18 protein-coding genes are annotated in these 21262 nt (G+C 74.4%); 9 read left to right on the top strand and 9 right to left on the bottom strand.

The features are described 5' to 3' along the window. Positions 1-40: 40 nt before the first annotated feature. The gene (locus tag ABT015_RS00250) at positions 41-1855 is read right to left on the bottom strand and encodes an NAD-binding protein (RefSeq protein ID WP_350875028.1); all 1815 of its coding nucleotides are present in this window, start codon (positions 1853-1855) and stop codon (positions 41-43) included. Between the two features lie 219 nt (positions 1856-2074). On the opposite strand from ABT015_RS00250, the gene ABT015_RS00245 reads away from it, so the two are divergent. Beyond that, positions 2075-2674 (top strand): HdeD family acid-resistance protein, encoded by a 600-nt coding sequence (locus ABT015_RS00245; RefSeq protein ID WP_350875026.1) that lies wholly within the window; start codon positions 2075-2077, stop codon positions 2672-2674. A gap of 149 nt (positions 2675-2823) precedes the next feature. On the opposite strand, the gene ABT015_RS00240 is transcribed toward ABT015_RS00245, so the two are convergent. Both ABT015_RS00240 and ABT015_RS00235 read right to left on the bottom strand, forming a co-directional pair. Further along, on the bottom strand, positions 2824-4317 hold the full coding sequence (locus tag ABT015_RS00240) for a CoA transferase (protein ID WP_350875024.1): 1494 nt from the start codon (positions 4315-4317) through the stop codon (positions 2824-2826). 22 nt (positions 4318-4339) lie between these two features. Next, positions 4340-4969, bottom strand: coding sequence for a LysE family translocator (locus ABT015_RS00235; RefSeq protein ID WP_350875021.1), 630 nt, complete (start codon positions 4967-4969; stop codon positions 4340-4342). A 167-nt stretch (positions 4970-5136) separates the two neighbouring features. Between ABT015_RS00235 and ABT015_RS00230 the strand changes: the two genes are divergently transcribed. After that, complete coding sequence (locus ABT015_RS00230) at positions 5137-5595, top strand: Lrp/AsnC family transcriptional regulator (protein ID WP_350875019.1); 459 nt, start codon at positions 5137-5139, stop codon at positions 5593-5595. Between the two features lie 78 nt (positions 5596-5673). Here the strand turns inward: ABT015_RS00230 and ABT015_RS00225 are convergent, their stop codons facing one another. Beyond that, positions 5674-6924 carry a cytochrome P450 gene (locus tag ABT015_RS00225; RefSeq protein ID WP_350875017.1) on the bottom strand — a complete coding sequence of 417 codons (1251 nt, stop codon included), beginning with the start codon at positions 6922-6924 and terminating at the stop codon, positions 5674-5676. A 243-nt stretch (positions 6925-7167) separates the two neighbouring features. Here ABT015_RS00225 and ABT015_RS00220 point away from each other — a divergent pair, with 243 nt between their 5' ends. Continuing rightward, positions 7168-8121, top strand: a complete 954-nt coding sequence (locus tag ABT015_RS00220; protein ID WP_350875015.1) for a hypothetical protein — start codon at positions 7168-7170, stop codon at positions 8119-8121. A 307-nt stretch (positions 8122-8428) separates the two neighbouring features. Here the strand turns inward: ABT015_RS00220 and ABT015_RS00215 are convergent, their stop codons facing one another. After that, on the bottom strand, positions 8429-8698 hold the full coding sequence (locus ABT015_RS00215; RefSeq protein ID WP_350875013.1) for a zf-HC2 domain-containing protein: 270 nt from the start codon (positions 8696-8698) through the stop codon (positions 8429-8431). Positions 8699-8753: 55 nt separating this feature from the next. On the opposite strand from ABT015_RS00215, the gene ABT015_RS00210 reads away from it, so the two are divergent. From ABT015_RS00210 to ABT015_RS00195, 4 genes are all read left to right on the top strand, one after another. After that, positions 8754-9317 (top strand): sigma-70 family RNA polymerase sigma factor, encoded by a 564-nt coding sequence (locus ABT015_RS00210; RefSeq protein ID WP_350875011.1) that lies wholly within the window; start codon positions 8754-8756, stop codon positions 9315-9317. Between the two features lie 262 nt (positions 9318-9579). After that, positions 9580-10953 carry an MFS transporter gene (locus tag ABT015_RS00205; protein ID WP_350875009.1) on the top strand — a complete coding sequence of 458 codons (1374 nt, stop codon included), beginning with the start codon at positions 9580-9582 and terminating at the stop codon, positions 10951-10953. A gap of 112 nt (positions 10954-11065) precedes the next feature. After that, positions 11066-12436 (top strand): cytochrome P450 family protein, encoded by a 1371-nt coding sequence (locus ABT015_RS00200; RefSeq protein ID WP_350875007.1) that lies wholly within the window; start codon positions 11066-11068, stop codon positions 12434-12436. A gap of 104 nt (positions 12437-12540) precedes the next feature. Beyond that, entirely contained in the window at positions 12541-13581 is a 1041-nt protein-coding gene (locus ABT015_RS00195; RefSeq protein ID WP_350875005.1) for an L-tyrosine/L-tryptophan isonitrile synthase family protein, read from the top strand. Here the strand turns inward: ABT015_RS00195 and ABT015_RS00190 are convergent. From ABT015_RS00190 to ABT015_RS00180, 3 genes are read right to left on the bottom strand one after another with little or no spacing between them, the layout of a single operon-like run. After that, positions 13566-14453 (bottom strand): ABC transporter ATP-binding protein, encoded by an 888-nt coding sequence (locus tag ABT015_RS00190; protein ID WP_350875003.1) that lies wholly within the window; start codon positions 14451-14453, stop codon positions 13566-13568. The two genes, ABT015_RS00195 and ABT015_RS00190, sit on opposite strands and share 16 nt — an antisense overlap. Beyond that, on the bottom strand, positions 14450-15538 hold the full coding sequence (locus ABT015_RS00185) for a FecCD family ABC transporter permease (protein ID WP_350875001.1): 1089 nt from the start codon (positions 15536-15538) through the stop codon (positions 14450-14452). Before ABT015_RS00185 ends, ABT015_RS00190 begins: the two co-directional genes overlap by 4 nt. Positions 15539-15541: 3 nt before the next feature. Beyond that, positions 15542-16654 carry an ABC transporter substrate-binding protein gene (locus ABT015_RS00180; protein WP_350874999.1) on the bottom strand — a complete coding sequence of 371 codons (1113 nt, stop codon included), beginning with the start codon at positions 16652-16654 and terminating at the stop codon, positions 15542-15544. A gap of 228 nt (positions 16655-16882) precedes the next feature. On the opposite strand from ABT015_RS00180, the gene ABT015_RS00175 reads away from it, so the two are divergent. Then, entirely contained in the window at positions 16883-17689 is an 807-nt protein-coding gene (locus tag ABT015_RS00175; RefSeq protein WP_350874997.1) for a helical backbone metal receptor, read from the top strand. A gap of 82 nt (positions 17690-17771) precedes the next feature. Then, a complete protein-coding gene (locus ABT015_RS00170) occupies positions 17772-18773 on the top strand; it encodes a transglycosylase SLT domain-containing protein (RefSeq protein WP_350874995.1) in 1002 nt (333 codons plus the stop codon). A 93-nt stretch (positions 18774-18866) separates the two neighbouring features. Here ABT015_RS00170 and ABT015_RS00165 read toward each other — a convergent pair whose 3' ends face one another. Further along, positions 18867-21083: a hypothetical protein gene (locus ABT015_RS00165; protein ID WP_350874993.1), complete on the bottom strand. Its 2217-nt coding sequence runs from the start codon at positions 21081-21083 to the stop codon at positions 18867-18869. Positions 21084-21262: the final 179 nt, after the last annotated feature.

The raw sequence follows: 21262 nt of genomic DNA, 5'->3' as shown, positions 1-21262 counted from the left end.
TGTTATCCGTCGACTGTCAGCCGCCATCCATCAGGCGCCGTCACGCCTCGTCCACCAGCGCCGTGTTGAGCCGGGCGAGCCCGCTACGGGTGGCGGCGACCACGATCTGGTCGCCGGGGGTGAGGCGCCGGGTGCGGTCGGGGAAGTTCCACTGCAACTGCGTGCTGCGGGCGAACCGGACGGCGATCACCCGGACGCCGCCCGGGTCCTCCAGGTCGTGCCGGTTCATCCCGATCAGCCCGCTGCCGTCCTCGACCGTCAACTCGGCGATCAGCAGCACGTGCCGGAACACCGACAGCATCCCGCGCACCTCGCGCCCCATCAGGGCGGCGGCGAAGGCAGGTGCGGCCAGGTAGGAGACCGAGCGCGAGGCCGCGTTGTCCAGCGTCGCGTAGAAGTGCCCGGCGAAGTTGTCGTCGAACAGCCTGACCACCACGCGGACTTCGGGATTCCCGTGGCGCGCCTCCAGGGCCGCCTCCAGGTTCGTGGCATCGTCGCCGCTGACCGCGACCAGCGCCCGGCTGTGCTTCAACCGGGCGCGGCGCAACTGCTCCTCGAACGGGCCGTCGCCCAGGACCACCGGGATACCGAGCGCCCTGGCGGCCGCGATGCCCCGGGCCTGCGGGTCGCGCTCCATGCAGACCACCGGCACGCCCAGTTCGTGCAGTTGGGCCGCGACCCGGGTGCCGACGTTGCCGAGGCCGACGACGATCACGTGGTCCCGGGTGCCGGCCCCGGGGTTGCGGGGCTGCCCGCGCCGCCCGGAGCCGAGCACCTCCACCGCGATGGCGGTGGCGACCGGGGCGAAGGTGATCCCGCAGATGGTGATCACCACCTGCGCCACCCGCTGCCACAGCCCGCCCGTCCCGGTCCCGGCGGCGATGTCGGCGAGTTGGTCGGGCTGGGCGGCGCCCGCGAGGTCGAGCAGCGAGATGTAGAGGGTCCAGCCGAAGTTCCGGTTCAGGTACCAGAGCACGCCGAAGGCCATCAGCACCGCGGCAAGGGCGGTGAGCAGCACCAGCCGCATCCGGGCGCTGGTGAAGAAGCGCATCATGTCGAGCAGCCGCCAGCGCGCCCGCCGTGCCCAGCTGATCGGTTCCCTGGGTTCGATGCGCAGCGCCTGGAGGGCGGCCACGCCACCCGGTTCCTCCTCTGGCGCCGGTCCCGGTTCCGCTTCGCGGCGGACGCCACCGGGACGGACCGGCCCGTCGTCGCCGAACTCGCTGGCGAGCCGGACGAAGTCGGCCGAGTCGCCGCGCTGTTCGGGCAGCAGGCGGATCCTACTGAGGTCCTGGCGGTCGATGTGGTCGGCGACCACGCAGATCCGGTCGGAGGTGATGGCGTCGTCGAAGGCGATGTGCAGGAAGCGTCCGCCGATCTCGACCGAGTTGGGCCGCCCGAGCGCCGCCGCGGCGAAGGCGGGTGCGGCGGTTGCGGATCCGGAGAGCGCGGCACCGTTCCTGAGCAGCCGTTCGATGTTCTCGCCGAGGCGCTGGTTGAACATCCGGAGCACGATCCGCAGGTCCGGGTTGTGGCCTTGGGCGCTGAGCGCGGCGTGGATGTTGTCCTGGTCACTGCCCTCGACGAGGGCGAGGCCGCGGGCGGTGTCGATCGACACCTCGCGCAGCGCCTCGTCGGTGATGCTGGCGTACTCGACGACGGCGGCGACGCCGGGGAGTTGCTCGATCTGCGGCGCGTGGTCGCGGGTGCGATCGGCGACCAGGACGACGACCGGGACCTCGTAGTGCTCTACGAGTTCCAGGACCAGCCGGTGGGCCAGTGCGTTGCCCCCGCAGACGATGTAGTGCTGACTGACCGGCTCGACCGAACGGGTCCCCCACCCTTCAGAAGTCATACCGCCGGATGATATCGACGGCAGGCGACCGGACGATGTCGTTCCGGCGACCGGAAGGCCACCGGAGCCGCTCCATCGAACATTCGTCTCCTCCCTCTTCTGTTCCCCCCGACCTGCCTCCATCCCCCGAACGGCCGTACCCGACGCGCCGGTCGGCGGTGGCCCGGCCAGTCTGGGGTTCGGCCCCTGCCCGTCCCCGGCCCCGAGGAGTGCACCACCGTGGTTTCCCCGATCATCACCCCCGACGGTTCCCCGGTCCAGGGTCCGCTCGGCCAGCTCGCCAAGGCCGCCTGGCAGGTCCTGCTGCTCGCCGGAATCGTCTCGCTGGCCCTCGGAATCGTCGTCTTCGTCTGGCCGAAGGAGACCCTGCTGGTGGTGGGCGTGCTGTTCGGCCTCTACCTGCTGGTCATCGGCATCGTGCAGTTGGTCGCCGCGTTCGGCACCCACGCGACCACCGCACTGCGGGTGCTGGCCTTCATCAGCGGGGCGATCTGCGTCCTGCTGGGGCTGCTCTGCTTCCGCAGCGCGGCGCAGTCACTGGTCCTGCTGGCGATCTGGATCGGCATCGGCTGGCTGTTCCGGGGCATCACCCAGCTCGCCGCCGCGGTCTCCGACCCGCAGATGCCGGCCCGTGGCTGGCAGGCCTTCGCAGGCGCGGCCAACACGGTGGCCGGTGTGCTGCTGCTGATCTGGCCGGTCGGTTCGATCGCCGCGTTGGCCGTCCTGGCCGGCTGCTGGCTGGTGATCCTCGGACTGATCGAGATCGTGACGGCCATCCAGATGCGCGGCCGGGCCAAGCAGATCCCGGCGGGGGTCTGACTCCACGACCCGACTTCACGGCTTGACGCCGTAGGTCTGACGCCGCAGGTCCGTCTCCAGGGGGCCGACTCCGCAGGTCACGCGGAAGGCCAGGAGGCCGCCGACGTCCCTGACCGGTGCTACCGTGCCGGCGGTTGCGCGGCGCGCACTCAGCGCCAGACCGGCGCGTCCGTCCCCCAGCGCCCCGGCGGGCGGGACCAGTCGGTGGGCGCGCCGGTGTAGGCGATGGGCGGCAGGGCGTGGCGCAGCCGTCCGTAGGCGGAGTCGGTCTCGGCGAGCCACCGGGCCGGGTCGTACGCCTCGGTGTCCGGGGTGCCCTCCGCCGAGGCAGCAGGGGCGGGCGCCTCGGGCGGGATGCCGTGCAGCAGCCACGAGGCCGTACCGGCGAGGGAGAACCGCAGGTGGCGGCCGCCGGGCCGACCGGTGCGCTGCTCGGTGAGGGCGCGCAGGACGGCGGCGGCGACGAGGTAGCCGGTGCCGTGGTCGAGAGCCTGGGCGGGCAGTACGCCCGGGCGGCCGTCGGGGCCGGCCTCGTGGGCGGCGATGCCGACGCCGGCCTGGACGAGGCTGTCGAAGCCGCGGCGGCCGGCCCAGGGGCCGGCCCAGCCCCAGGCGCAGAGCTGCGCGACGATCAGGCCGGGATGGCGGGCCGACAGTGCGTCGGGGGTGAGGCCGTGCGCGTCGAGGGCGCCGGGGCGGTAGCCGGTGACGAGGACGTCGGCGGTGGCGAGCAGGCCGTCGAAGACGGCGCGGTCGGCGGGATCGGCGAGGTCGAGACGGGTGGAGCGCTTGCCGAAGCCGGTGTCGGCGTGGGCGTCGTCGGCCTCGGGGAGGTGGGGCGGGTCGACGCGCAGGACGTCGGCGCCCAGCAGGGCGAGGGTGCGGGTGGCGACCGGTCCGGCGATGACCCGGGTGAGGTCGAGCACGCGGATCCCGGCGGCGGGCCGCTCCGGGCCTGCGTCGCCGAGCGGGCGGACGGGCGCGGTGCCGGTCACCCGGCTCTCCACCAGGGGGTGCACGGTGGCACTGACCGGCGCGACGGCCACGGCGAGCGCCCCCGCCTCGAACGCCCGCTCCTGGACCTGCTCCGCCGGCAGTTCACCCAGCAGCTTGGCGAGCTCTTCGGGCCCGGCGTCGGCGGGCAGGTCGAGGGCGGCGAGCAGTCGGGCGCGGTGGTGCGGGTAGTTGGCGTGGGTGCGGACCCAGCCGTCCGCGGTGCGCCAGAAACCGGAGTGCGGGGCGAAGCTGACGGGTGTGCGGCCGTCGACGGTCAGGTGGCGTTCGCTGACGAAGGCCGTGGCGACGGCGCCCTGGTCCACCCGGACGGCGGGGACCGGGCCGCCGGTGCGGTGGGCGGCGAGTTCGGCGGCGGCCAGCGAGCAGGCGGCCACGGTGGCCCGGGCGAGCCTGCGCACCGGAAGACCGGAGGGCGGGACGTCGCCGGGGCCGTGGAAGGAGACCCGCCCCAGCAGGTCCGCCGATCCGCCGAGGGCGGCCCAGAGGTCGGCGGTGGCCCGGTCCGCGGGTTCCCCGCCGCGGGCGGGCTGTTCTGCGGACGCAGCCTGCTCAGCGGGCACGGGCTGATCGGCGGGCACGGGCTGATCGGCGGGCCGGGTGCCGGGGAAGGTCGGACGCTCTGTCATGCCCGGCATTGTGCTCCCGTTCTCAGGCGCTCGCTGTGACGCCCGCCACCAGCATCAGCAGCACCGCCGAGACGAGGGTCATCCGGCGCGCCGCGCGCGGGGTGCCGCCCAGCCGTCCGCCCAGGCGTCCGCTGGCGTGCGCGACCAGCCCGTACACGACGGCGCAGGCCAGCACGTTGAGCGAGCCGAGGGCGAGCACCTGACCGCCGACCGGCAGCGCGGCGCCCGGCTCGACGAACTGCGGCACCAGGGAGAGGTAGAGCAGCAGCCCCTTGGGGTTGAGCAGGGCGGTCAGCATGCTCTGGCGCAGCACGGTCGCGGTGGGCTGCGGCTTGGGCTCGGTGAGGGCCGTGGCGCCCCCGCCCTTGCGCAGCGCGAGCAGCATGCTGACGGCCAGCACCAGCAGGTACGCGGCGCCGGTGAGGCGCAGGACGGGCAGGGCGGCGGGGACGGCACGCAGCGCGGCGGCCAGGCCGGCGCTGGAGAGCAGGGTGTGGACGGCGTAGCCGGCGCAGACGCCGCCGACCGCGATGAAGGCGGCGCGCCGGCCCTGGCCGAGGCCTCGGGCGGCGATGTAGAGCCAGTCGGGCCCCGGTGTGCAGACCAGCAGCAGGTCGACTCCGAGGAAGAGGAGGAGGGCGTGGGTGTCCATGGGTAGCGGCGACCTGTCGTGCTCGTTCGGGCGGGTCCCGGCCGTTGGTCCGGTGATCCTCGCGGCACCTGTCCGGTGCGTTCGGTCACTGAAGGTAGCCGGATAGCCCTGGCACGCGATGGCCACTTCCTGCTCGCCCGGCCCGCGTTTTGGCAGAATATTGCGCCATGGACCGAATCGACCGCAGAATCCTCCGCGAGCTCCAGCAGGACGGCCGCCTGACCAACGCCGACCTGGCCGCACGGGTGGACCTCACCCCCTCCCCCTGCCTGCGCCGGGTCCGACAACTGGAGCAGGACGGCGTGATCCGCGGCTACCGCGCGCTCCTGGACGGCACGGCGGTCGGACGCGGCTTCCAACCCTTCGTCACGATCACCATGCGTCACGAGGATCAGGTGACGGTCGCCGAGTTCGAACGCCGGGTGGCGGAGCTGCCGGAAGTGGTGGAGGCCCACCGCCTCTTCGGGGAGCCCGACTACCTGCTGCGCATCGCGGTGGCCGACATCGTCGCGTACGAGCGCTTCATCACCGACGTGCTCTCCGGCCTGCCGGGGATCGCGCAGGTCAACTCCCATCTGACGATGAAGCAGGTGAAGGCCGACCGGGGGCTGCCGATCGGCGGGTAGGGCGCGAACGGGGGTTCGGAGGGCTCGGAGGGTTCGGAAGGCTCAGAGGGCTCAGAGGGTTCGGAAGGCTCGGAGGGCTCAGAACGTGAAGCGCAGCGACCGGACCCGGTGGTCGAAGTTGGACGGCACGATGTCCGGCTCGCCCACCGACCGCACCTCGGGCAGCCGGGCGAACAGCTCGCGGAACAGCACCTTCATCTCCTGCCGGGCCAGGTGCGCCCCGATGCAGTAGTGCGGCCCTCCGCCGCCGAAGCCGAGGTGGGGGTTGGGCGTGCGGGTGATGTCGAACGCGTCCGGGTCGGGGAAGACCGTCTCGTCCCGGTTGGCCGAGCCGAAGAACAGCGCGACCTTCTCCCCCGCGCGCAACAGCGGGCCCCCGGGGCCGCCGAGCTCGTGGTCGACGGCGAGGGTCCGGCGGAAGTGGATGATCGGCGTGGCGTGTCGGATGATCTCGTCGACCGCACCGCCGAGCCCTCCGTCGAGGTCCGCGAGCAGCAGGGCGCGCTGCTCCGGGTTCGCGGTCAGCAGGTGCAGGCCGTGGGCGAGCGCGTTGCGGGTCGTCTCCACGCCGGCCACCAGCAGCAGGGAGAAGAACGCGCCGAGTTCGCGTCCGGTGAGCCGACGGCCGTCCACGTCGGCGGTGACCAGGGCGGAGATCAGGTCCTCGGTGGGCCTGCGGCGACGCTCACGGCCGATCGAGGCGACCATGCCCTGCATGCGGGCCAGCGCCAGCAGCCCGCGCCCTGGCATCCGGATCCGGCGGCGCAGCGGGCGGGCCACGCCGATGTTCTCGGAGGCGTGGTTGACCTGGTCCAGGATCATTCGGCGCGGGTGTTCCGGGATCCCCATCATGGTGCAGATCACCTGGAAGGGGAGCTCGGCGGCCACGGAGGTGACGAAGTCCTCCGGCCGCCGCCGCTCGACGTCGTCGACCAGGCGGGTGGCGACACGGCGGATGTCCTCCTCGACCTGGCCGAGCAGCCGGGGGGTGAAGGCGCGCGAGACGATCCTGCGCAGCTGGGCGTGCCGGGGGTCGTCGAGGTTGACCATCGAGTCGCCGAACACCAGGCGGACCCAGCGGGGCGGTTCCGGGGTCGTGACGCCGGGGCCGCTGAGGAACACCGCGGGGGTGCGGCTGGCCTCGACCACGTCGGCGTGGCGGACCAGCGCGTGGAAGCCCCGGCCGGTGGCGGGATCGCCGAAGAACACCGGCGCGGGGAGTCTGCGCAGTTCGGCGAAGGCGGCCGCGCGGGCGGGGGCGGGCAGCTGCCAGAAGCGGGGGTCGGAGAGGTCGGCGGCGGGGGCCGCCAAGCCGGTCGAGGTCTCCATGGCCGGGCCTCCTGCTTCGTGTGCGACGTCCACCCGACAGCCACCTTCGGTGCCGGGGTGTGCACATTTAGTGAGCAAGCGGGGGGCGATGTCAAACCATGCCGATGGTCGTACGAACGGGTTGGCGCGGTGGCCGGGCCGGGTGTCTCGACGCACGGCGGCGCGGGGCCGGGCATGGTCTCACGGGGTGGAACCGGCCAATACCGGAGGGTGCGGTCCGGGCCGGGCGGGGCGGGTGCGACGATGAGTGCCATCGTGATGACCGACCGGATCCGCCTGCTGCGCGCCGTGGTCTTCGCCGCGCTGTGCGTGGCGCTGGCCGCCGCGGCGCACGTCGCCATGGCCGGAGCCGGGGTCTCACCACCGGTGCTGGCCGGCGTGTTCGGGGTCGTCCTCGGTCTGACCTGGCTGCTCGCCGGCAAGCGGCGCGGGCTCGGCGCGATCAGCGTCTGGATGGTCGCGACGCAGAGCGCGCTGCACCTGTTGTTCGAACAGGCCGCGGCGCTCGGCCGGGGAGGCGGCGGTCTCGGCCGACTCGCCACCACGGACTGGGCCGCGCTGCTGCTCTGCAACCCCGAGCGGATCCCCGGCGGGCTCTCCCCCGTCGACCTGGCCCGGATGGCGGGCCTCGACCCGGACGTCCCGCCCGCCGCCAACGGCCTGCACGCCATGGCGGGCATGCACCACGGGACGGCGGCGGGTGTGGTTTCCGCCCCGGTGTCGGTAGCCACGTCCGCGTCGGTCTCCACGTCGCTCTCCGCGTCCGCTTCGGCCTCGGCTTCGGCTTCGGCTTCGGCTTCGGCTTCGGCTTCGGCTTCGGCCGATGGGACGGCGCTGGACGTGGCCGGGATGGCGGGGATGCCCTCCGGGACGACACACGGCATGGCACACGGGATGGCGCACGGGATGTCCTTCGGGATGATCGCCGCCCACGCGCTCGCCGCGCTGGCCTGCGCGCTGCTGCTGTGGCGCGGTGACGCCGCGCTGGTCCGGCTCTTCGACCTGCTCGGCGCGCTCGGCGCCGTGGTCGCGGGAGTGCTGGTGCTCCCGCTGCTGGCGCTCTTCGCGCGCCCCTTCGGCTACCGCCCGCCGGCTGCGCCCCGGCCCACCGGCGGCCGGGCCCGGCCGTCCCGGTCGGTGCTGCTCACCCATGCCGTGGTCCGGCGCGGCCCGCCGGTGCTCGCGCTCGCCCGCTGACGCGCCCGCCGTCCCCACCCCCTCCGCCCACCGCCCCCGGCAGCCCACCGCCGCCGGGGACCGCAGGGCTCACGGGGTTCGCTCGACGGGCAGGTCGCCCTGCCGCTCGGCCGCTCCTTCGCCGCCGTGCCGCCAGGGCCCGGACCCGCGCCTGCCCGCCGTCTCCTCCATGGAGACGCCGCGGGCCGCGCGGAAGTCCCATGGACGCCGACGGCGCCGCCTCGGGTGGCGCCGCTCCCAGCCCTCCCCTCAGGACCTTCGCATGCCTGACTACGACGGCACACCGGCTTGGGCCGGCGCCACCGTCCTACCGCTCCACGGTCTCCGGCCCGTCCGGAGCCTGACCGCCCCCGAGCCCTCGCACGCCGAGTCCGTCCAGCAAGCGGGCCGACCACTCCTCCGACGGACCGTCGGCGGCGCTCGCCCGGACGCGGCCGCGCAGTTGCTCGGCCCGCTCCAGCCACGCTCGGCAGCCGGCGCAGCGCGCGACGTGCCCGTCCAGCCGGCCATCCGGCAGTCCGGTCGGTTCGCCGTCGAGCCGGGCCGACAGGGCGGTACGGAACTGCGCGCATCTCATACGACCATCGTCCCGCACTGCCCTCACGGTGGGACCGGCCGGGTGGGAGGCCGCCATGGATGACGAGCAGCTCACCGCGCTCGCGCTGACCGCCCGCGCGGGCCGGGCCCCGGACGTCGAGGCCTTCGTCCGCGCCACCCAGCGGGACGTCTGGCGGTTCGTCGCCCACCTCACCGACGTCCAGTCCGCCGACGACCTCGCACAGGAGACCTTCCTGCGCGCGCTGCGCGGCCTGCCCGCGTTCGCCGGCCGCTCCTCGGCCCGCACCTGGCTGCTGTCGATCGCCCGGCGCACGGTGATCGACCGGTACCGGACGGCCGCCGCCCGACCGCGCTGCGCGGCGCTGCCGGACTGGCAGGAGGCGGCGGAGCGGCAGGGGACCGAACCGGCGGCCGGGTTCGAGGACGGCGTCGCGCTCGGGGACCTGCTCGACCGGGTGCCCGCCCAGCGGAGGGAGGCCTTCGTTCTCACCCAGGTGGTCGGCCTGAGCTATGCCGAGGCGGCCGAGGTCGCCGGCTGCCCGATCGGCACCGTCCGCTCCCGAGTCGCCCGCGCCCGGGAGGAGCTGATAGCCCGGCTCCGCGCGGCCGAGGGCGGGGAACTCGCAGCGGCCTGCTGAGCGGACGAACGGCAGGTGGCGGGTAACAGATGACAACTAACAGATAACAGATTTCGAAATCTGTTATCTGTTAGTTGTCGGTTGTCATCTGTCCGCCGCCCTCGCCCGCCCGCCCGTCCGTCCGAACCGTCCGTCCGTCCGTCCGTCCGTCCGAAAATTCCCCCACATGTTCGGAACTGGAGCCCCCGCGCCTCCGACTGCTGTACCGGACACCGCCGCCGAGGCGGTGTCCGGTACAGCAGTCGGGCAACGGAGGGACTCCATGGCAGCGCAACAGCCGCTGGCCGCCGCCACGTTGATGGACAATCAGGCCGAACCGGCGGACCGATGGATCCTGGTCGTGGCCGCCGGGCTGCTCTCGTTCGTCGCGATGCTCGACATGAACGTGGTCAACCTGGCCCTCACCGACATCTCGGCCAGCCTCCACGTGTCCGCCGGGGTCGCCCAGTGGGCCACCCTCGGCTACCAACTCCCGCTGGTGGCGCTCCTCTTGCCCGCCGGGCGCTGGCTGGACCAGGTGGGCACCCGCTCGGCGTTGCTGCTCGCCGTCAGTTGCTTCGCCGCGTGCAGCGTGCTGGCCTCCCTCGCCCCCTGGGCGGGCTGGCTGATCGCCGCCCGACTGCTCCAGGGCGCCTTCGGCGCGGTGCTGTTCGTCCTGATGCCGGTGCTGGCCGCCACCTCCGTCCGCCCCGAGTCCCGCGGACGGGCGATGAGCATCCCGGCCACGCTCGGCCCGCTCGGCGCCGTCACCGGGCCGGTCATCGGCGGCCTGCTGCTGGACCACTTCGGCTGGCGGGCGGTCTTCCTGATCAAGCTGCCGGTCTGCCTGGCCGCCGTGCTGATCGTGCGCCGGTACGCCCCGCGGCGGGGCCGCCTGCGCCCGCCCGACCGGGCGTCGCTCGGCGATGCCGCCCTGATCGGCGCGGCCGTCGCCGCCGTGCTGCTCGCGCTGACCCTGGCCCCGGAGGCGCCGCTGTGGCTGCTTCTGGCGCTGCCCGCCGCCCCTCTGGTGCTGGTCTGGCTGCGCCGCCCCGGGGGCAGGCCGGTCGCCGAAGTCCTGCGGGCCGCCGGCACCGTCGGGGTCAACGCGTCGGTGCTGGCCCTCGCCGCCGGCTTCGCGGCCTGCCACTACCTGCTCGCCCAGCACCTGCGCGGCCCGGGCGGCGAGAGCGCCACCGCCACCGCGCTCACCATGCTGGCCTTCCCGCTCGGCATGGTGCTGGCCGGCCGGGTCGGCGGACGGCTGGCCGACCGCTGGGGCGCCCGGCCGACCGCGCTCACCGGCGCCGCCGTGACCACCCTTGGCCTGGCACTGCTCGTCCCGCTGGACACCGGGTGGTCCGCCGCCGACATCGCCTGGCGGCTCGCCCTGGCCGGTGTCGGGATGGGCCTCAACGGCGGCCCCACCCAGGCCCTGGTGATGACCGCCTCGCCCCCCGGGAAGCTCGCCACCGCGGGCTCCGCCGTCCAACTGGCCCGCAGCCTGGGCTTCGCCTTCGGCCCTGCCCTGGCCGGCGCCGCCGCGCTGGCCGGCGACCGCGCCACCACCGGCACCCGGGCGGGCATCGCCCTGGCCGCCCTGGTCGCGGCGACGGCCGTAGCCCTGCTCGCCCTGCACCGCCGTCCACGGACCTGAGACCGCCGGACCGCGCCTTCCCGACGCCCGCCCGCCCGGAGCCCATACACCCGGAGCCCGTACCCGAGAGCCCGCACCCCGCCATGCCCGCACCACCGGAGGAACACCGCAGATGACCGACACCGTCCATGACCCGGCGCCGGCCCACCCGACGGACGAGCCGCGCTGCCCGTACGGCTACGACCAACTCCCGGACCCCGTACCGCTGTACGGCCCCGAGTACAAGAGCGACCCGTACCCGCTCTACCGGCGCATGCGCGAGGCCGGGCCGGTGCACCGGGTGGAGTTCCCGAGCGGCATCCACGCCTGGCTGGTCACCGGCTATCAGGCCGCCCACGAGACCCTCAACGACCCCCGGTTCGGCAAGAACCACGCACTGGGCAACGAGAACTGGCGCGAGCTGGCGTCGATCATGCCCGAGCCGCAGCACTCCCAGTTGCAGGTCCACCTGCTGCACCAGGATCCGCCCAAGCACACCACGATGCGCCGGCTCGTCCTGGACGCCTTCGCGCCGCGCCGGGTGGAGTCGTTGCGCCCGCGCTTCCAGGAGCTGGCCGACACACTGGTCGACGAACTGCCCGAGGCCGGCGGCGCCGACCTGGTGGCCGGCTTCGCGGCGCACTTCCCGTTCCGGGTGCTCGCCGAAGTGATCGGCCTGCCGGCCGAGTTGGCGGTGCGATTCGACCGCGACTGGGGCAAGGTCGTACAGCCCGTCGGCCCGCACGACCCGGGCCGCCCGGCGTACGAGGCGCGGCTGCGCGGCCTCCAGACGTACATCGCCGACGTGGTCGCCCACAAGCGCGCCGGGAACCCCGCCGATGACCACGACCGGCACGACCCGGACACGGTCGGCGCCGACCTGCTGGGCCGGCTCGTCGCCGCCCACGACGCGGGCGAGTTGAGCCGCGAGGAGCTGGACTCCATGGTGTTCCAGCTGCTGGTCGCGGGCCAGGAGCCGGTCACCAACCAGATCACCACCATGCTGATCACCCTGCTGCGCCACCCCGACCAGCTCGCCCGGCTGCGCGACTCCCTCCCCGAGGGGCCCGCCCACGACCCCGGACTGCTGGCCCGTGCGGTGGAGGAACTGCTGCGCCACGACGCCGCGTTCGAGCTCACCACCTGGCGTTTCCTCGCCGAGGACGGAGACCTGTTCGGGACCACCGTCCCGGCCGGCGACTCGGTGATCGTCTCGCTGTGCGCCGCCAACCGGGACGAGACCCGGTTCCCGGACGCGGACCGCCTCGACTTCGACCGCACGCCCAACGCCCATCTCGCCTTCGGCCACGGCATCCACTACTGCCCCGGCGCCGCCCTGGCCCGGGCCGAACTCCAGACCGCCATCGCCACCCTGCTCACCCGGCTGCCCGGGCTGCGCCCGTCCGAGGCGCCCAGCGAGGGCCTGGACTCCCTCGCCTGGATCCCCGCCGTCCTGGCGCGCGGGGTCAACCGGCTGCCCGTCGACTACGACCGGCGCGTCTGAGCCGAGGCCCCGGCCACCCTGCGAACACCCCGCGGCCGCGACCGGCCGCCGACGTCCGCCCGGCGTCCGCTCCACGCCCGCACCACCTTCCACGGAGGACCACCATGCCGCCCGCCGGCACCGTTTCCGCCCGCCACCACCACACCGCACCCGGGCCCGCGCCCACACCCACACCCGGGCCCGCGCCCGAGCCCACGCCCGCGCCCGCGAACACCGGGGTCGGCGCCCACCCGCAGGACGCCGCGCGGCTCGCCGCCCGGATCCTCGGCCTGCTCCTGCCGAACCGCCGCGCATCCGACCCGGGGCTGAACGCCGATCCCGAGCATTTCCCCTTCCAGCTGGCCCAGTTGACGGACTTCATCACCGCAGGCGACCCGATCCTGTTCACCCTGCCCGGCTTCCCCTGCAAGTCGCCGAACCCCGCGAAGGTGCTCAGCCACCTGCCCGACGAGGGCGAACGGCTGTCGCTCACCTTCCTCGACGGGCTCTGCGCGGAGATCGGCGGGCACTACGAGCCCGGCGCACGGATCCTGATCTGCTCGGACGGTCACATCTTCGGCGACCTCGTCCACGTCCCCGACGATCACATCGACGAGTACTCCGACGAGTTGACGGCGATGATCGCCCGTGAGGGCCTCGCCCACCTCGCCACCTTCGACCTGCGGGACGTCCTCGGCGACCTGCCGTACGACGACAAGCGCGCCCGGGTGCACGCCCAGTACGCGCCGAGCGTCGAGGAGTTGCGCGAGCTGGTGCTGACGGACGAGGAGACCCTGCGGCTCTACCGCGGCATCACGCGCTTCCTGACCGACGACACCGTCGGCTTCACCGGCACCCGCTCCGCCCTGCAGCGCGACTGCCGTCGCCGCGCGTACGGGGTGATCCAGCGCAGCCGAGCCTGGGGCGAGTTGATCGCCGAGCAGCACCCCCGGTCGGTCCGGCTCTCCATCCACCCGCAGCCCGCAGGCGCGCCGAAGTTCGGCATCCGGCTGCTGGAGGCCGCCGACGCCTGGATGACGCCCTGGCACTCGTCGGTTCTCCACCGCGCCGACGGTGAATGGGAGTTGCTGCGCAGCGAGGAGGCCGCGCAGCGCGGCCGGCTGGTCGAACTCGACGGCCGGCCGAGCCACTACGAGGCGTTCTGACGCGCGGGCCCCACCTCGGCGGCCCGCACCCCCTCGACCCCGGCCCCACCAGCATCCGCCCCGGCCCTGGCGCTCTCCACCAAGGCCGGGGCGGCTGGGACGGCCGGGGTGCGGTGGTCGAAGGCGATCAACGGGTCGCCCGTGAGCGGGTGTTCGACCACCGCCGCGCGGACGCCGAACACCTCGGCCAGCAGCTCCGCGGTCAGCACCTCGCGCGGCGCCCCGGAGGCCACCAGGGCGCCGCGGTGCAGGACGTGCAGCCGATCGCAGACGGAGGCGGCGGCGTTGAGGTCGTGCAGCGCGACCAGGGTGGTACGGCGCTGGTCCCGCAGCAGGGCGAGGAGTTCGACCTGGTGGCGGACGTCCAGGTGGTTGGTCGGCTCGTCCAGCACCAGGACGTCCGGCTGCTGGGCGAGCGCGCGGGCCAGCAGCACCCGTTGCCGTTCGCCCCCGGACAGTTGGGCGAAACGGCGGTCGGCGGCGTCCGCCATGCCGACCCGCGCCAGCACGTCGGCGGTGATCCGGTGGTCCTCGGCGTCGTCGGCCGCGAACGACCGCTTGTAGGGGGTGCGGCCCATCGCGACCACCTCACGGACGCTCAACTCGAAGTCCCCGCCCCGCTCCTGCGGCAGCGCGGCGATGTGCCGGGCGGACTGCGCGGGGCGCAGCCCGGCCAGGTCTCGCCCGGCCAGCAGCACCCGCCCGGCACTCGGCCGCAGGTGCCGGTAGACCGTCCGCAGCAGGCTGGACTTGCCGCTGCCGTTGGGCCCGACCAGGCCGGCGATCTCCCCCTCTTCGGCGACCAGGTGGACGCCGGCCACCACCGCCCGCCCGGACAGGGTGACGCTCAGGTCCTCGACGGCGATCCTCACGTGCGCTCCAGTCGTCGGTCCAGCAGGTAGAGCAGGGTGGGGGCGCCGAGGACGGCGGTGACCACGCCGATCGGCAGTTCCTGGCCGTCCAGCGCGGTGCGGGCCACGGTGTCGACCACGACCAGCAGCAGCGCGCCGGTGAGCGCGGACAGCGGCAGCAGGCGCCGGTGGTCGCCGCCGACGAGCAGGCGGCAGACGTGCGGCACCATCAGTCCGACGAAGCCGATCGCGCCGGAGACCGCGACCAGCACGCCGGTCAGCACGCTGGTGACGACGAAGACCTCCCGGCGCAGCCGGGTGACGTCCACGCCGAGCCCGGCGGCCGTCTCGTCGCCCATGAGCATCGCGTTGAGTCCGCGGGCACGGGCCTGGAGCAGGGCCAGCCCGAGCATCACCGCGACGGCGGGGACGGCGAGTTGGGCCCAGACCGCGCCGCCCAGGCTGCCCATCAGCCAGAACAGCACGCCGCGGGTCTGCTGCTCGTCGCGGGTCTGCAGGACGAGGTAGCTGGTGATGCCGCCGAGGAACTGGGCGATGGCGATGCCCGCGAGGACCAGGCGCAGCGGGGAGAAGCCGCCGCCGCGCCGGGCCGCCAGCCAGACCAGGGAGAACGCGGCGAGCGCGCCGGCGAAGGCCGCCAGGGAGACGGTGAGGCCGAGCGCGCTGCCGAAGGCGAGGTCGAGGCCGAGCGAGGTGCCGAGGACGATCGCGGCGACCGCCCCGAGGGAGGCGCCGGAGGAGATGCCGAGCAGGTAGGGGTCGGCGAGCGGGTTGCGGACCAGTGCCTGCACGGCCGTGCCGACGAGGCCGAGCCCGGCCCCGACCGTCGCCGCCAGCAGGGCGCGCGGGACGCGCAGCTGCCAGACGATGAGGTCGCGGGTGCCGGGTTCGGGGGCCCGCCCGGTGAGGTGGTGGGCGACCACCGACCAGACCTCGCCGGGCGGGATGTCCACCGCGCCGAACGACACGGCGGCGGTCAACGCGAGCACCAGGGCGGCGGTCAGCGCGACGGCCAGCGGCCCGGCCCGCAGGGTGCGGACCGGGCGGGGCGCGTCGCGCCGTTCGACGGAGACGGCCGACGTCACCGTCTACTGCCCGTTCTTGACGAGATCGGGGTGGACGGTGGCGGCGATCTGCCGGACGGCGTCGGCGTTGCGCACGCCCGCGATGGTGGTGACCTCGGAGCCGAGCCGCACGAAGTGGCCTTCCTGGACGGCCTTCAGGCCCTGGGTCGCGGGGAAGCCGCGCAGGAACGCCTCGGCGTCGTCGAAGGCCTTGCGGGTGGCCTCCTCGCTGCCCCGGTTGCGGACGGCGAGCTGGATCCAGTCCGGGTTCTTGGCGACGACGTCCTCCCAGGAGCCGGGCTTGAAGTCGGCGTCGCAGTCGGCGAACACGTTGCGGGCGCCGGCCTGGGTGATCACCGCGTTGGCGACCTGCCGGCCGCAGACCGCCACCGGCTGCTTGGTGCCGGCGTCGAAGTCGAAGACGAAGTAGCCGGGCCGCTGCGCCTCCGCGACGCCGGCGAGGGCGGTGCGCACCTCGCCGATCTGCTTCTCCATCCCGGTGACGAGCTCCTCCGCACGGGCGGCCGTGCCGGTGACCGCGCCGAGGCGGCGGATGTCGTTCTCGACCCCGGACAGGTCGGTGCGCGGCGCCTTGGCGGCCTTGGGGGTGCCGGCGCAGGCGGTCGAGAGGAGGTAGACGTGCTGGATGCCGGCCGCCGCGAACTCCTCCTCGCTGGGCCCGGTGGCGCCGCCGCCCATCATCGGCATCGCGCCGAAGGTGTCGACGTAGAGGTCGGCGCCGGAGCCGAGCAGCTTCTCCTTGGGGATGATCTTGTCGCCGAGCACCGGCACCTTGGCGCCCTGTTCGGCCAGGGCCGGCGGGAGGGTGCCCTTGCCGGGCGGGAAGCCGGTGCCGATCACCCGGTCGCCCGCGCCGAGTTGGAGCAGTATCTCCAGGGCGGCGGCGTTGCTGGTGACGATCTTGGCGGGAGCCTTGGCGATGGTGGTCTCCCGGTCCGCGCAGTCGGCCACCTTGACGGGGTAGCCGCCGGCCGGGGCGGTCTGGGCGGCGCCGGCCGTGCCGCGCTCTCCGCCTCCCCCGCCGCCGTTTCCGGTGCTGCTTCCGGCGCCGCTTCCGCAGGCCGTGGCGAACAGGGCGACGGCGGCCGCGATTCCGCAGACAACGCGAGGGCGCATGACAATTCTCCTGGTCGGTGATCGTGCTCGGGGCCCGTCCTGCGAACCCGGATCAGGTAGTCGGCCGGAGCGTCCGAGGGGTTCCCGGGTTTTTCCGCGCCGCCCGGCACCCGTTCACCCGCCGTCCGCCCACCCGCCATCCGCCACCCACCCGTCCGCCCGTCCGCCCCTCACCCATCCGCCGTCCGTCGGCTGCCCGTCCGCGAACCCCCGGCGTAGGGTGGCCGGATGGCCGACCCCACCGTCCTGCGGGACGATCTCGACCTGCCCGTCCGGCTCGGCCCGCTCCCGCCGCGCCGGGTGGTGTCGTTGGTGCCGTCGCTGACCGAGGCGGTCGCCGCCACCGCCCCCGGGCTGCTGGTCGGCGCCACCGACTGGTGCAGCCACCCGGCCGACCTGGCGGTCACCAGGATCGGCGGCACCAAGAACCCGGACGTGCCGGGCATCCTCGCCCTCGCCCCGGACCTCGTCCTCGCCAACGACGAGGAGAACCGGCGCCCCGACCTAGACGCGCTGCGGGCGGCCGGCCTGCCGGTCTGGGTCACCGACATCCGCACCCTGGACGACGCGTTCCGCTCGCTCGACCGGCTGCTCACCGCCGCCTGCGCGCTTCCGCGCCCGGACTGGCTGGACCGGGCCGAGGCAGCGTGGGCCCCGGTCCGGCGCCCGCCGGACGGCCCGCGGGCGATCGTTCCGGTCTGGCGCCGCCCGTGGATGGTCCTGGGCCGCGACACCTTCGCCGGGGACCTGCTGCGCCGCCTCGGCCTCCGGCTCGTCCACGCCGGGCACGCCGAGCGCTACCCAGCCGTCCCGCTGCCCGAACTGCTCGCCTGCCGACCCGAGTTGGTGGTCCTCCCGGACGAGCCGTACCGCTTCACGGCACAGGACGGCCCCGAGGCGTTCCCCGGCGTCCCGGCGGCGCTGGTCAGCGGACGCCACCTGACCTGGTACGGACCGTCCCTGGTGACGGCGCCCACGGTCCTCGCGCACGCGTTGGACCACCCGTTCACAGGGGGCACGAACAGCACATCGTAGGATGACCGCCACTCACCGGGCCCGCCGGTGACGAGTGGGGGGAACCACAGTGGCAGTGAACGCATCCCGGAGAGCACTGGTCATGGTGTCGGCTGCGGCGGTCTCGACGGCCGTCCTGGCCGGCTGCGGCACCAAGCACGCCGACAACCACCAGAACAGCTCGCCGGACACCACCGCGGTCGCCGCCACCGGAACACCGGCCGAGACGCCGAGCGCGAGCCCGTCCGCGACCGCCACCCCGACGCCGACCGCCTCCCCGACGGCCAGTGCCTCCCACAGCCCGACCCCGTCCGCGAGCAAGTCCAGCAAGCCCGCCCCGACCACGCCGGCCCCGGCCCCGGCCACCACCAAGCCCGGCGCGCCGAGCAACCCGCCCGCCGCGCCCACCACAGCGCCCCCGGTCACCAAGCCCGCCGTCGTGGCCCCCGTGCCCGTCGCCAAGCCCGGCCCGGTCGCGCCCCCGCCGCCGCCCGCGCCGCCGACCCCGCACGTCCCACCGCTGCAGAGCAGCTGCCAGCCCAGCAAGCCCCAGCCCGACGAGCCCAAGGAGGCCGTCGGCGCCGCCCTCGCCACCGCCGCCGGCCAGGCCCGCACGCTCAACCTCAGCAGCGGCGGCACCGACAAGCTCCCGCCGCTGCCCGTCAACCTGGTCAAGGCGATCGCCTGGCAGGAGAGCGGCTGGCAGTCCGGCATCCTCGCCTGCGACGGCGGGATCGGCACCATGCAGATCATGCCGAACACGATCAGCTGGATGAACAGCAAGTTCGGCACCACCTCCGACGCGAAGACCCTCCCCGGGAACGTCCAGCTCGGCACCCAGCTGCTCGACTGGCTGGTCGCCTACTACGGCGACTCCTCCTTCGACGGCAAGTACGACCTCTCCCCCGACCCGGCCACCGGCAAGACGCCGCTGCTCGACCTCGTCATCTCCGCGTACAACGCCGGAGCGGGCAACGTGCACTACAACGCCGTCACCGACCCGGCCACCGGCCAGGTCGTCGGCAACCTCGTCATCCCCAACCCGGGGTACGTGGCCAACGTCAAGGCGCTGATGACCGGCCAGCCGTGGACCAAGACCGGCTGACAACCCCCGCCCCCGAACCCGCGCGAAACAGCGGAAGGGCCCGGAACGCGATCTCGCGTCCCGGGCCCTTCGCCGTGGTTCCCCGCTGGTACGTCAGCCCCGCGCGGCGGTGACGGCGGCGCCCAGCGCCTCCTTGATCCGCGGCCCGAGGCGGGCGAAGCCCAGCTCCTTCATCGCCGCCCGCAGCAGTTCGTCCGCCGTACGCTCCACACCGTCACCGTCCACCCACCGGACGACGGCGAGCAGCTCGTCGGCCGAGTAGGCGGTCACGGGCCGGCCGGGCGTGAAGTCCGGCTTCTCGGGCCGACCGGCGGCAACGGGAGCGGACTCGACGGCGGGCGCGACCTCGACGACCTCGGCCTCGACGACCTTGACGACCTCGGCAACCGGCTCCGCAACGGCGGCGGGCGCATCCTCGACGACCTCGACCTCAGCCACCGGCTCCGCGACAACGGCAGGCGTCTCGTCGACGACCTCGACCTCGGCCACCGGCTCGGCGGCCTCTGCCACGGGAACCTCGACCGCCTCGACCTCGGCAATCGTCTCGGGCTCCGCAGCCTCCTCGACCGCCTCCGGCTCCGCGACGACGATGGCGGGCGCCTCCTCGACGACCTCAACCTCAGCCACCGGCTGCACGTCCTCAATGGCGTCGGTCGCTTCAACCGACTCCACGACGGCGACGGCGGGTGCCTCTTCGACGGCCTCGACCTCGACCACCGGCTCCACGACAACGGCAGGCTCAACGATCGGCTCGACCTCGGCCACCGGAGCCTCGACCACATCGACCCCGGAAACCGTCTCCGGCTCCGCAGCCTCCACGACCGCCTCCGACTCACCGACGGCGACGGCGACGGCGGGCGCCTCTTCGACGGCCTCGACCTCAGCCACCGGCTCCACGACAACGGCAGGCTCAACGATCGGCTCGACCTCGGCCACCGGAGCCTCGACCACATCGACCCCGGAAACCGTCTCCGGCTCCGCAGCCTCCACGACCGCCTCCGACTCACCGACGGGCTCTTCCTCCAGGACCGGCGTCTCCTCCGCAAGCTCGACCTCGACGGCGGCCTCGGCCTCGACGGCGGAAACCTCGACGGCGGCCTCGGCCTCCGTGGGTTCCGCGACCTCCGCCAGGGCGGCGGTCGCGGCGGCCACCAGGTCGTCGGCGGCCGGGGACGGCGCCGGGAGGGAGACCACGACAGCGGCCTGGGCTTCCTCCGTCACCTCTTCCTCGGTTGCCTCGGCCGTCTCGACCACGACCTCAGCCTCGCCCGAGTCCGCGTCCGCGTCCGCGTCGGTCACCGTCTCCTCGCCCGAAGCCGAAGCCGGAGCCTCGACGGCGCTGCCCTCCCCCGCGAGCCCGTCGCGCTGGCCGCCGGCCAGGGCCTGGCGAGCGGCGAACGCGGCTTCGGCGGCACGGCGGTCGGCCCGGGCGGCGGCGAGTTCGGTGAGCAGGTCGCCGAGGCCGGCTTCCTCCAGGGTGGTGCGCAGCCCGCGGATGGTGGGCAGGCGGTAGAGCGTGCCCTCGTCCGCCGCGAGCCGCTCGACGAGGTCGACGAGCTCGGCGAAGGCCAGCCCGTCGAGGTCGTGGTCGGGGAGCAGCCGGGCGAGGCCGCGCAGTCCGGTGTTGATCGCCTCGAAGGCCTGGGCGGTCCGCTCGACCAGGGCGCCGTCGGCGGGGACGACCGGCAGGGTGCCGGCGGGGGCGAGGGCGGCCCAGGCGCGGCGCTCGACCTCGGCGGAGGCGAGTGCCTCGTGCAGGTCCTCGCGGCGGATGCGGCGGTCGGTGGCGAGGGCCGTGGCCTGCTTGCGCAGGGAGCGGGCGCGCAGCCAGGAGAGCTTGACGCCGTTCTCGCGGCGCCAGGTGCCGTCGGCGGTGGCGGCGGCGAGGGCGCCGAGGTCGGCGTCGTAGGCGGCGGTGGTGAGGGTGGCGGAGGTGCGGTGGACGCGCTGGAGCATCTCGACGAGGAGTGCGGCCTTGGCGATGGTGTCGGGTTCGTCGAGCTTGGCGTCGGCGGCGAGGACGGTGACGGCGTCCCACGTCTGGCGGAGGTCGCGGCCGCGCAGTTCGGCGAGGGCGGTGGAGGCGGCCCGGGCGTCCTCGGGGGTGGCGACGGTGTCGACTGCCGCGTACCAGGCGTGGGTGTCGGCGGTGAGGGTGAAGGCCCCGAGTTCGGCGTAGCGGCCGAGGTCCTCGCGGAGGTCGGTCTCCGCCGTGGTGGCCTTGGCGTCCTGGGGGTCCTTGACGTCTGCGGCGTCGGCGACGTCCGCCGGGTCGGCTGCGTCGGCGTTGCGCGAGTGAAGCACTGTCATGTGAGGTCCGGTTCTGGGCGACGACGGCGGGGCTGGCGGCGAGGGGGCGGCGGACCGGTTGCGCGGGGTGCCCCGGGGGCGGGGCTGGGGGGCGCGCGGGCGGGCCGCCGGTTGTGGACGCCCAGAATACGGGTGCCCGTTCGAGCCTTGCACGCACCCACCGCCCGACGGGCCGGTGT

Origin of the sequence: Kitasatospora sp. NPDC094016, from assembly GCF_040304045.1 — a bacterium.
In the GTDB taxonomy this organism is placed as follows: domain Bacteria; phylum Actinomycetota; class Actinomycetes; order Streptomycetales; family Streptomycetaceae; genus Kitasatospora.
The sequence above is the reverse complement of the archived record's forward strand: the minus strand, read 5'-3'. Positions and strand labels throughout refer to the sequence as shown.

Bases quoted from the DNA above. Each gene is read 5' to 3' on its own strand.
- ABT015_RS00250 (WP_350875028.1), bottom strand. From the start codon at position 1,855: ATGACTTCTGAAGGGTGGGGGACCCGTTCGGTCGAGCCGGTCAGTCAG.
- ABT015_RS00240 (WP_350875024.1), bottom strand. From the start codon at position 4,317: ATGACAGAGCGTCCGACCTTCCCCGGCACCCGGCCCGCCGATCAGCCC.
- ABT015_RS00235 (WP_350875021.1), bottom strand. From the start codon at position 4,969: ATGGACACCCACGCCCTCCTCCTCTTCCTCGGAGTCGACCTGCTGCTG.
- ABT015_RS00230 (WP_350875019.1), top strand. From the start codon at position 5,137: ATGGACCGAATCGACCGCAGAATCCTCCGCGAGCTCCAGCAGGACGGC.
- ABT015_RS00225 (WP_350875017.1), bottom strand. From the start codon at position 6,924: ATGGAGACCTCGACCGGCTTGGCGGCCCCCGCCGCCGACCTCTCCGAC.
- ABT015_RS00220 (WP_350875015.1), top strand. From the start codon at position 7,168: ATGAGTGCCATCGTGATGACCGACCGGATCCGCCTGCTGCGCGCCGTG.
- ABT015_RS00215 (WP_350875013.1), bottom strand. From the start codon at position 8,698: ATGAGATGCGCGCAGTTCCGTACCGCCCTGTCGGCCCGGCTCGACGGC.
- ABT015_RS00210 (WP_350875011.1), top strand. From the start codon at position 8,754: ATGGATGACGAGCAGCTCACCGCGCTCGCGCTGACCGCCCGCGCGGGC.
- ABT015_RS00205 (WP_350875009.1), top strand. From the start codon at position 9,580: ATGGCAGCGCAACAGCCGCTGGCCGCCGCCACGTTGATGGACAATCAG.
- ABT015_RS00200 (WP_350875007.1), top strand. From the start codon at position 11,066: ATGACCGACACCGTCCATGACCCGGCGCCGGCCCACCCGACGGACGAG.
- ABT015_RS00195 (WP_350875005.1), top strand. From the start codon at position 12,541: ATGCCGCCCGCCGGCACCGTTTCCGCCCGCCACCACCACACCGCACCC.
- ABT015_RS00180 (WP_350874999.1), bottom strand. From the start codon at position 16,654: ATGCGCCCTCGCGTTGTCTGCGGAATCGCGGCCGCCGTCGCCCTGTTC.
- ABT015_RS00175 (WP_350874997.1), top strand. From the start codon at position 16,883: ATGGCCGACCCCACCGTCCTGCGGGACGATCTCGACCTGCCCGTCCGG.
- ABT015_RS00170 (WP_350874995.1), top strand. From the start codon at position 17,772: ATGGTGTCGGCTGCGGCGGTCTCGACGGCCGTCCTGGCCGGCTGCGGC.
- ABT015_RS00165 (WP_350874993.1), bottom strand. From the start codon at position 21,083: ATGACAGTGCTTCACTCGCGCAACGCCGACGCAGCCGACCCGGCGGAC.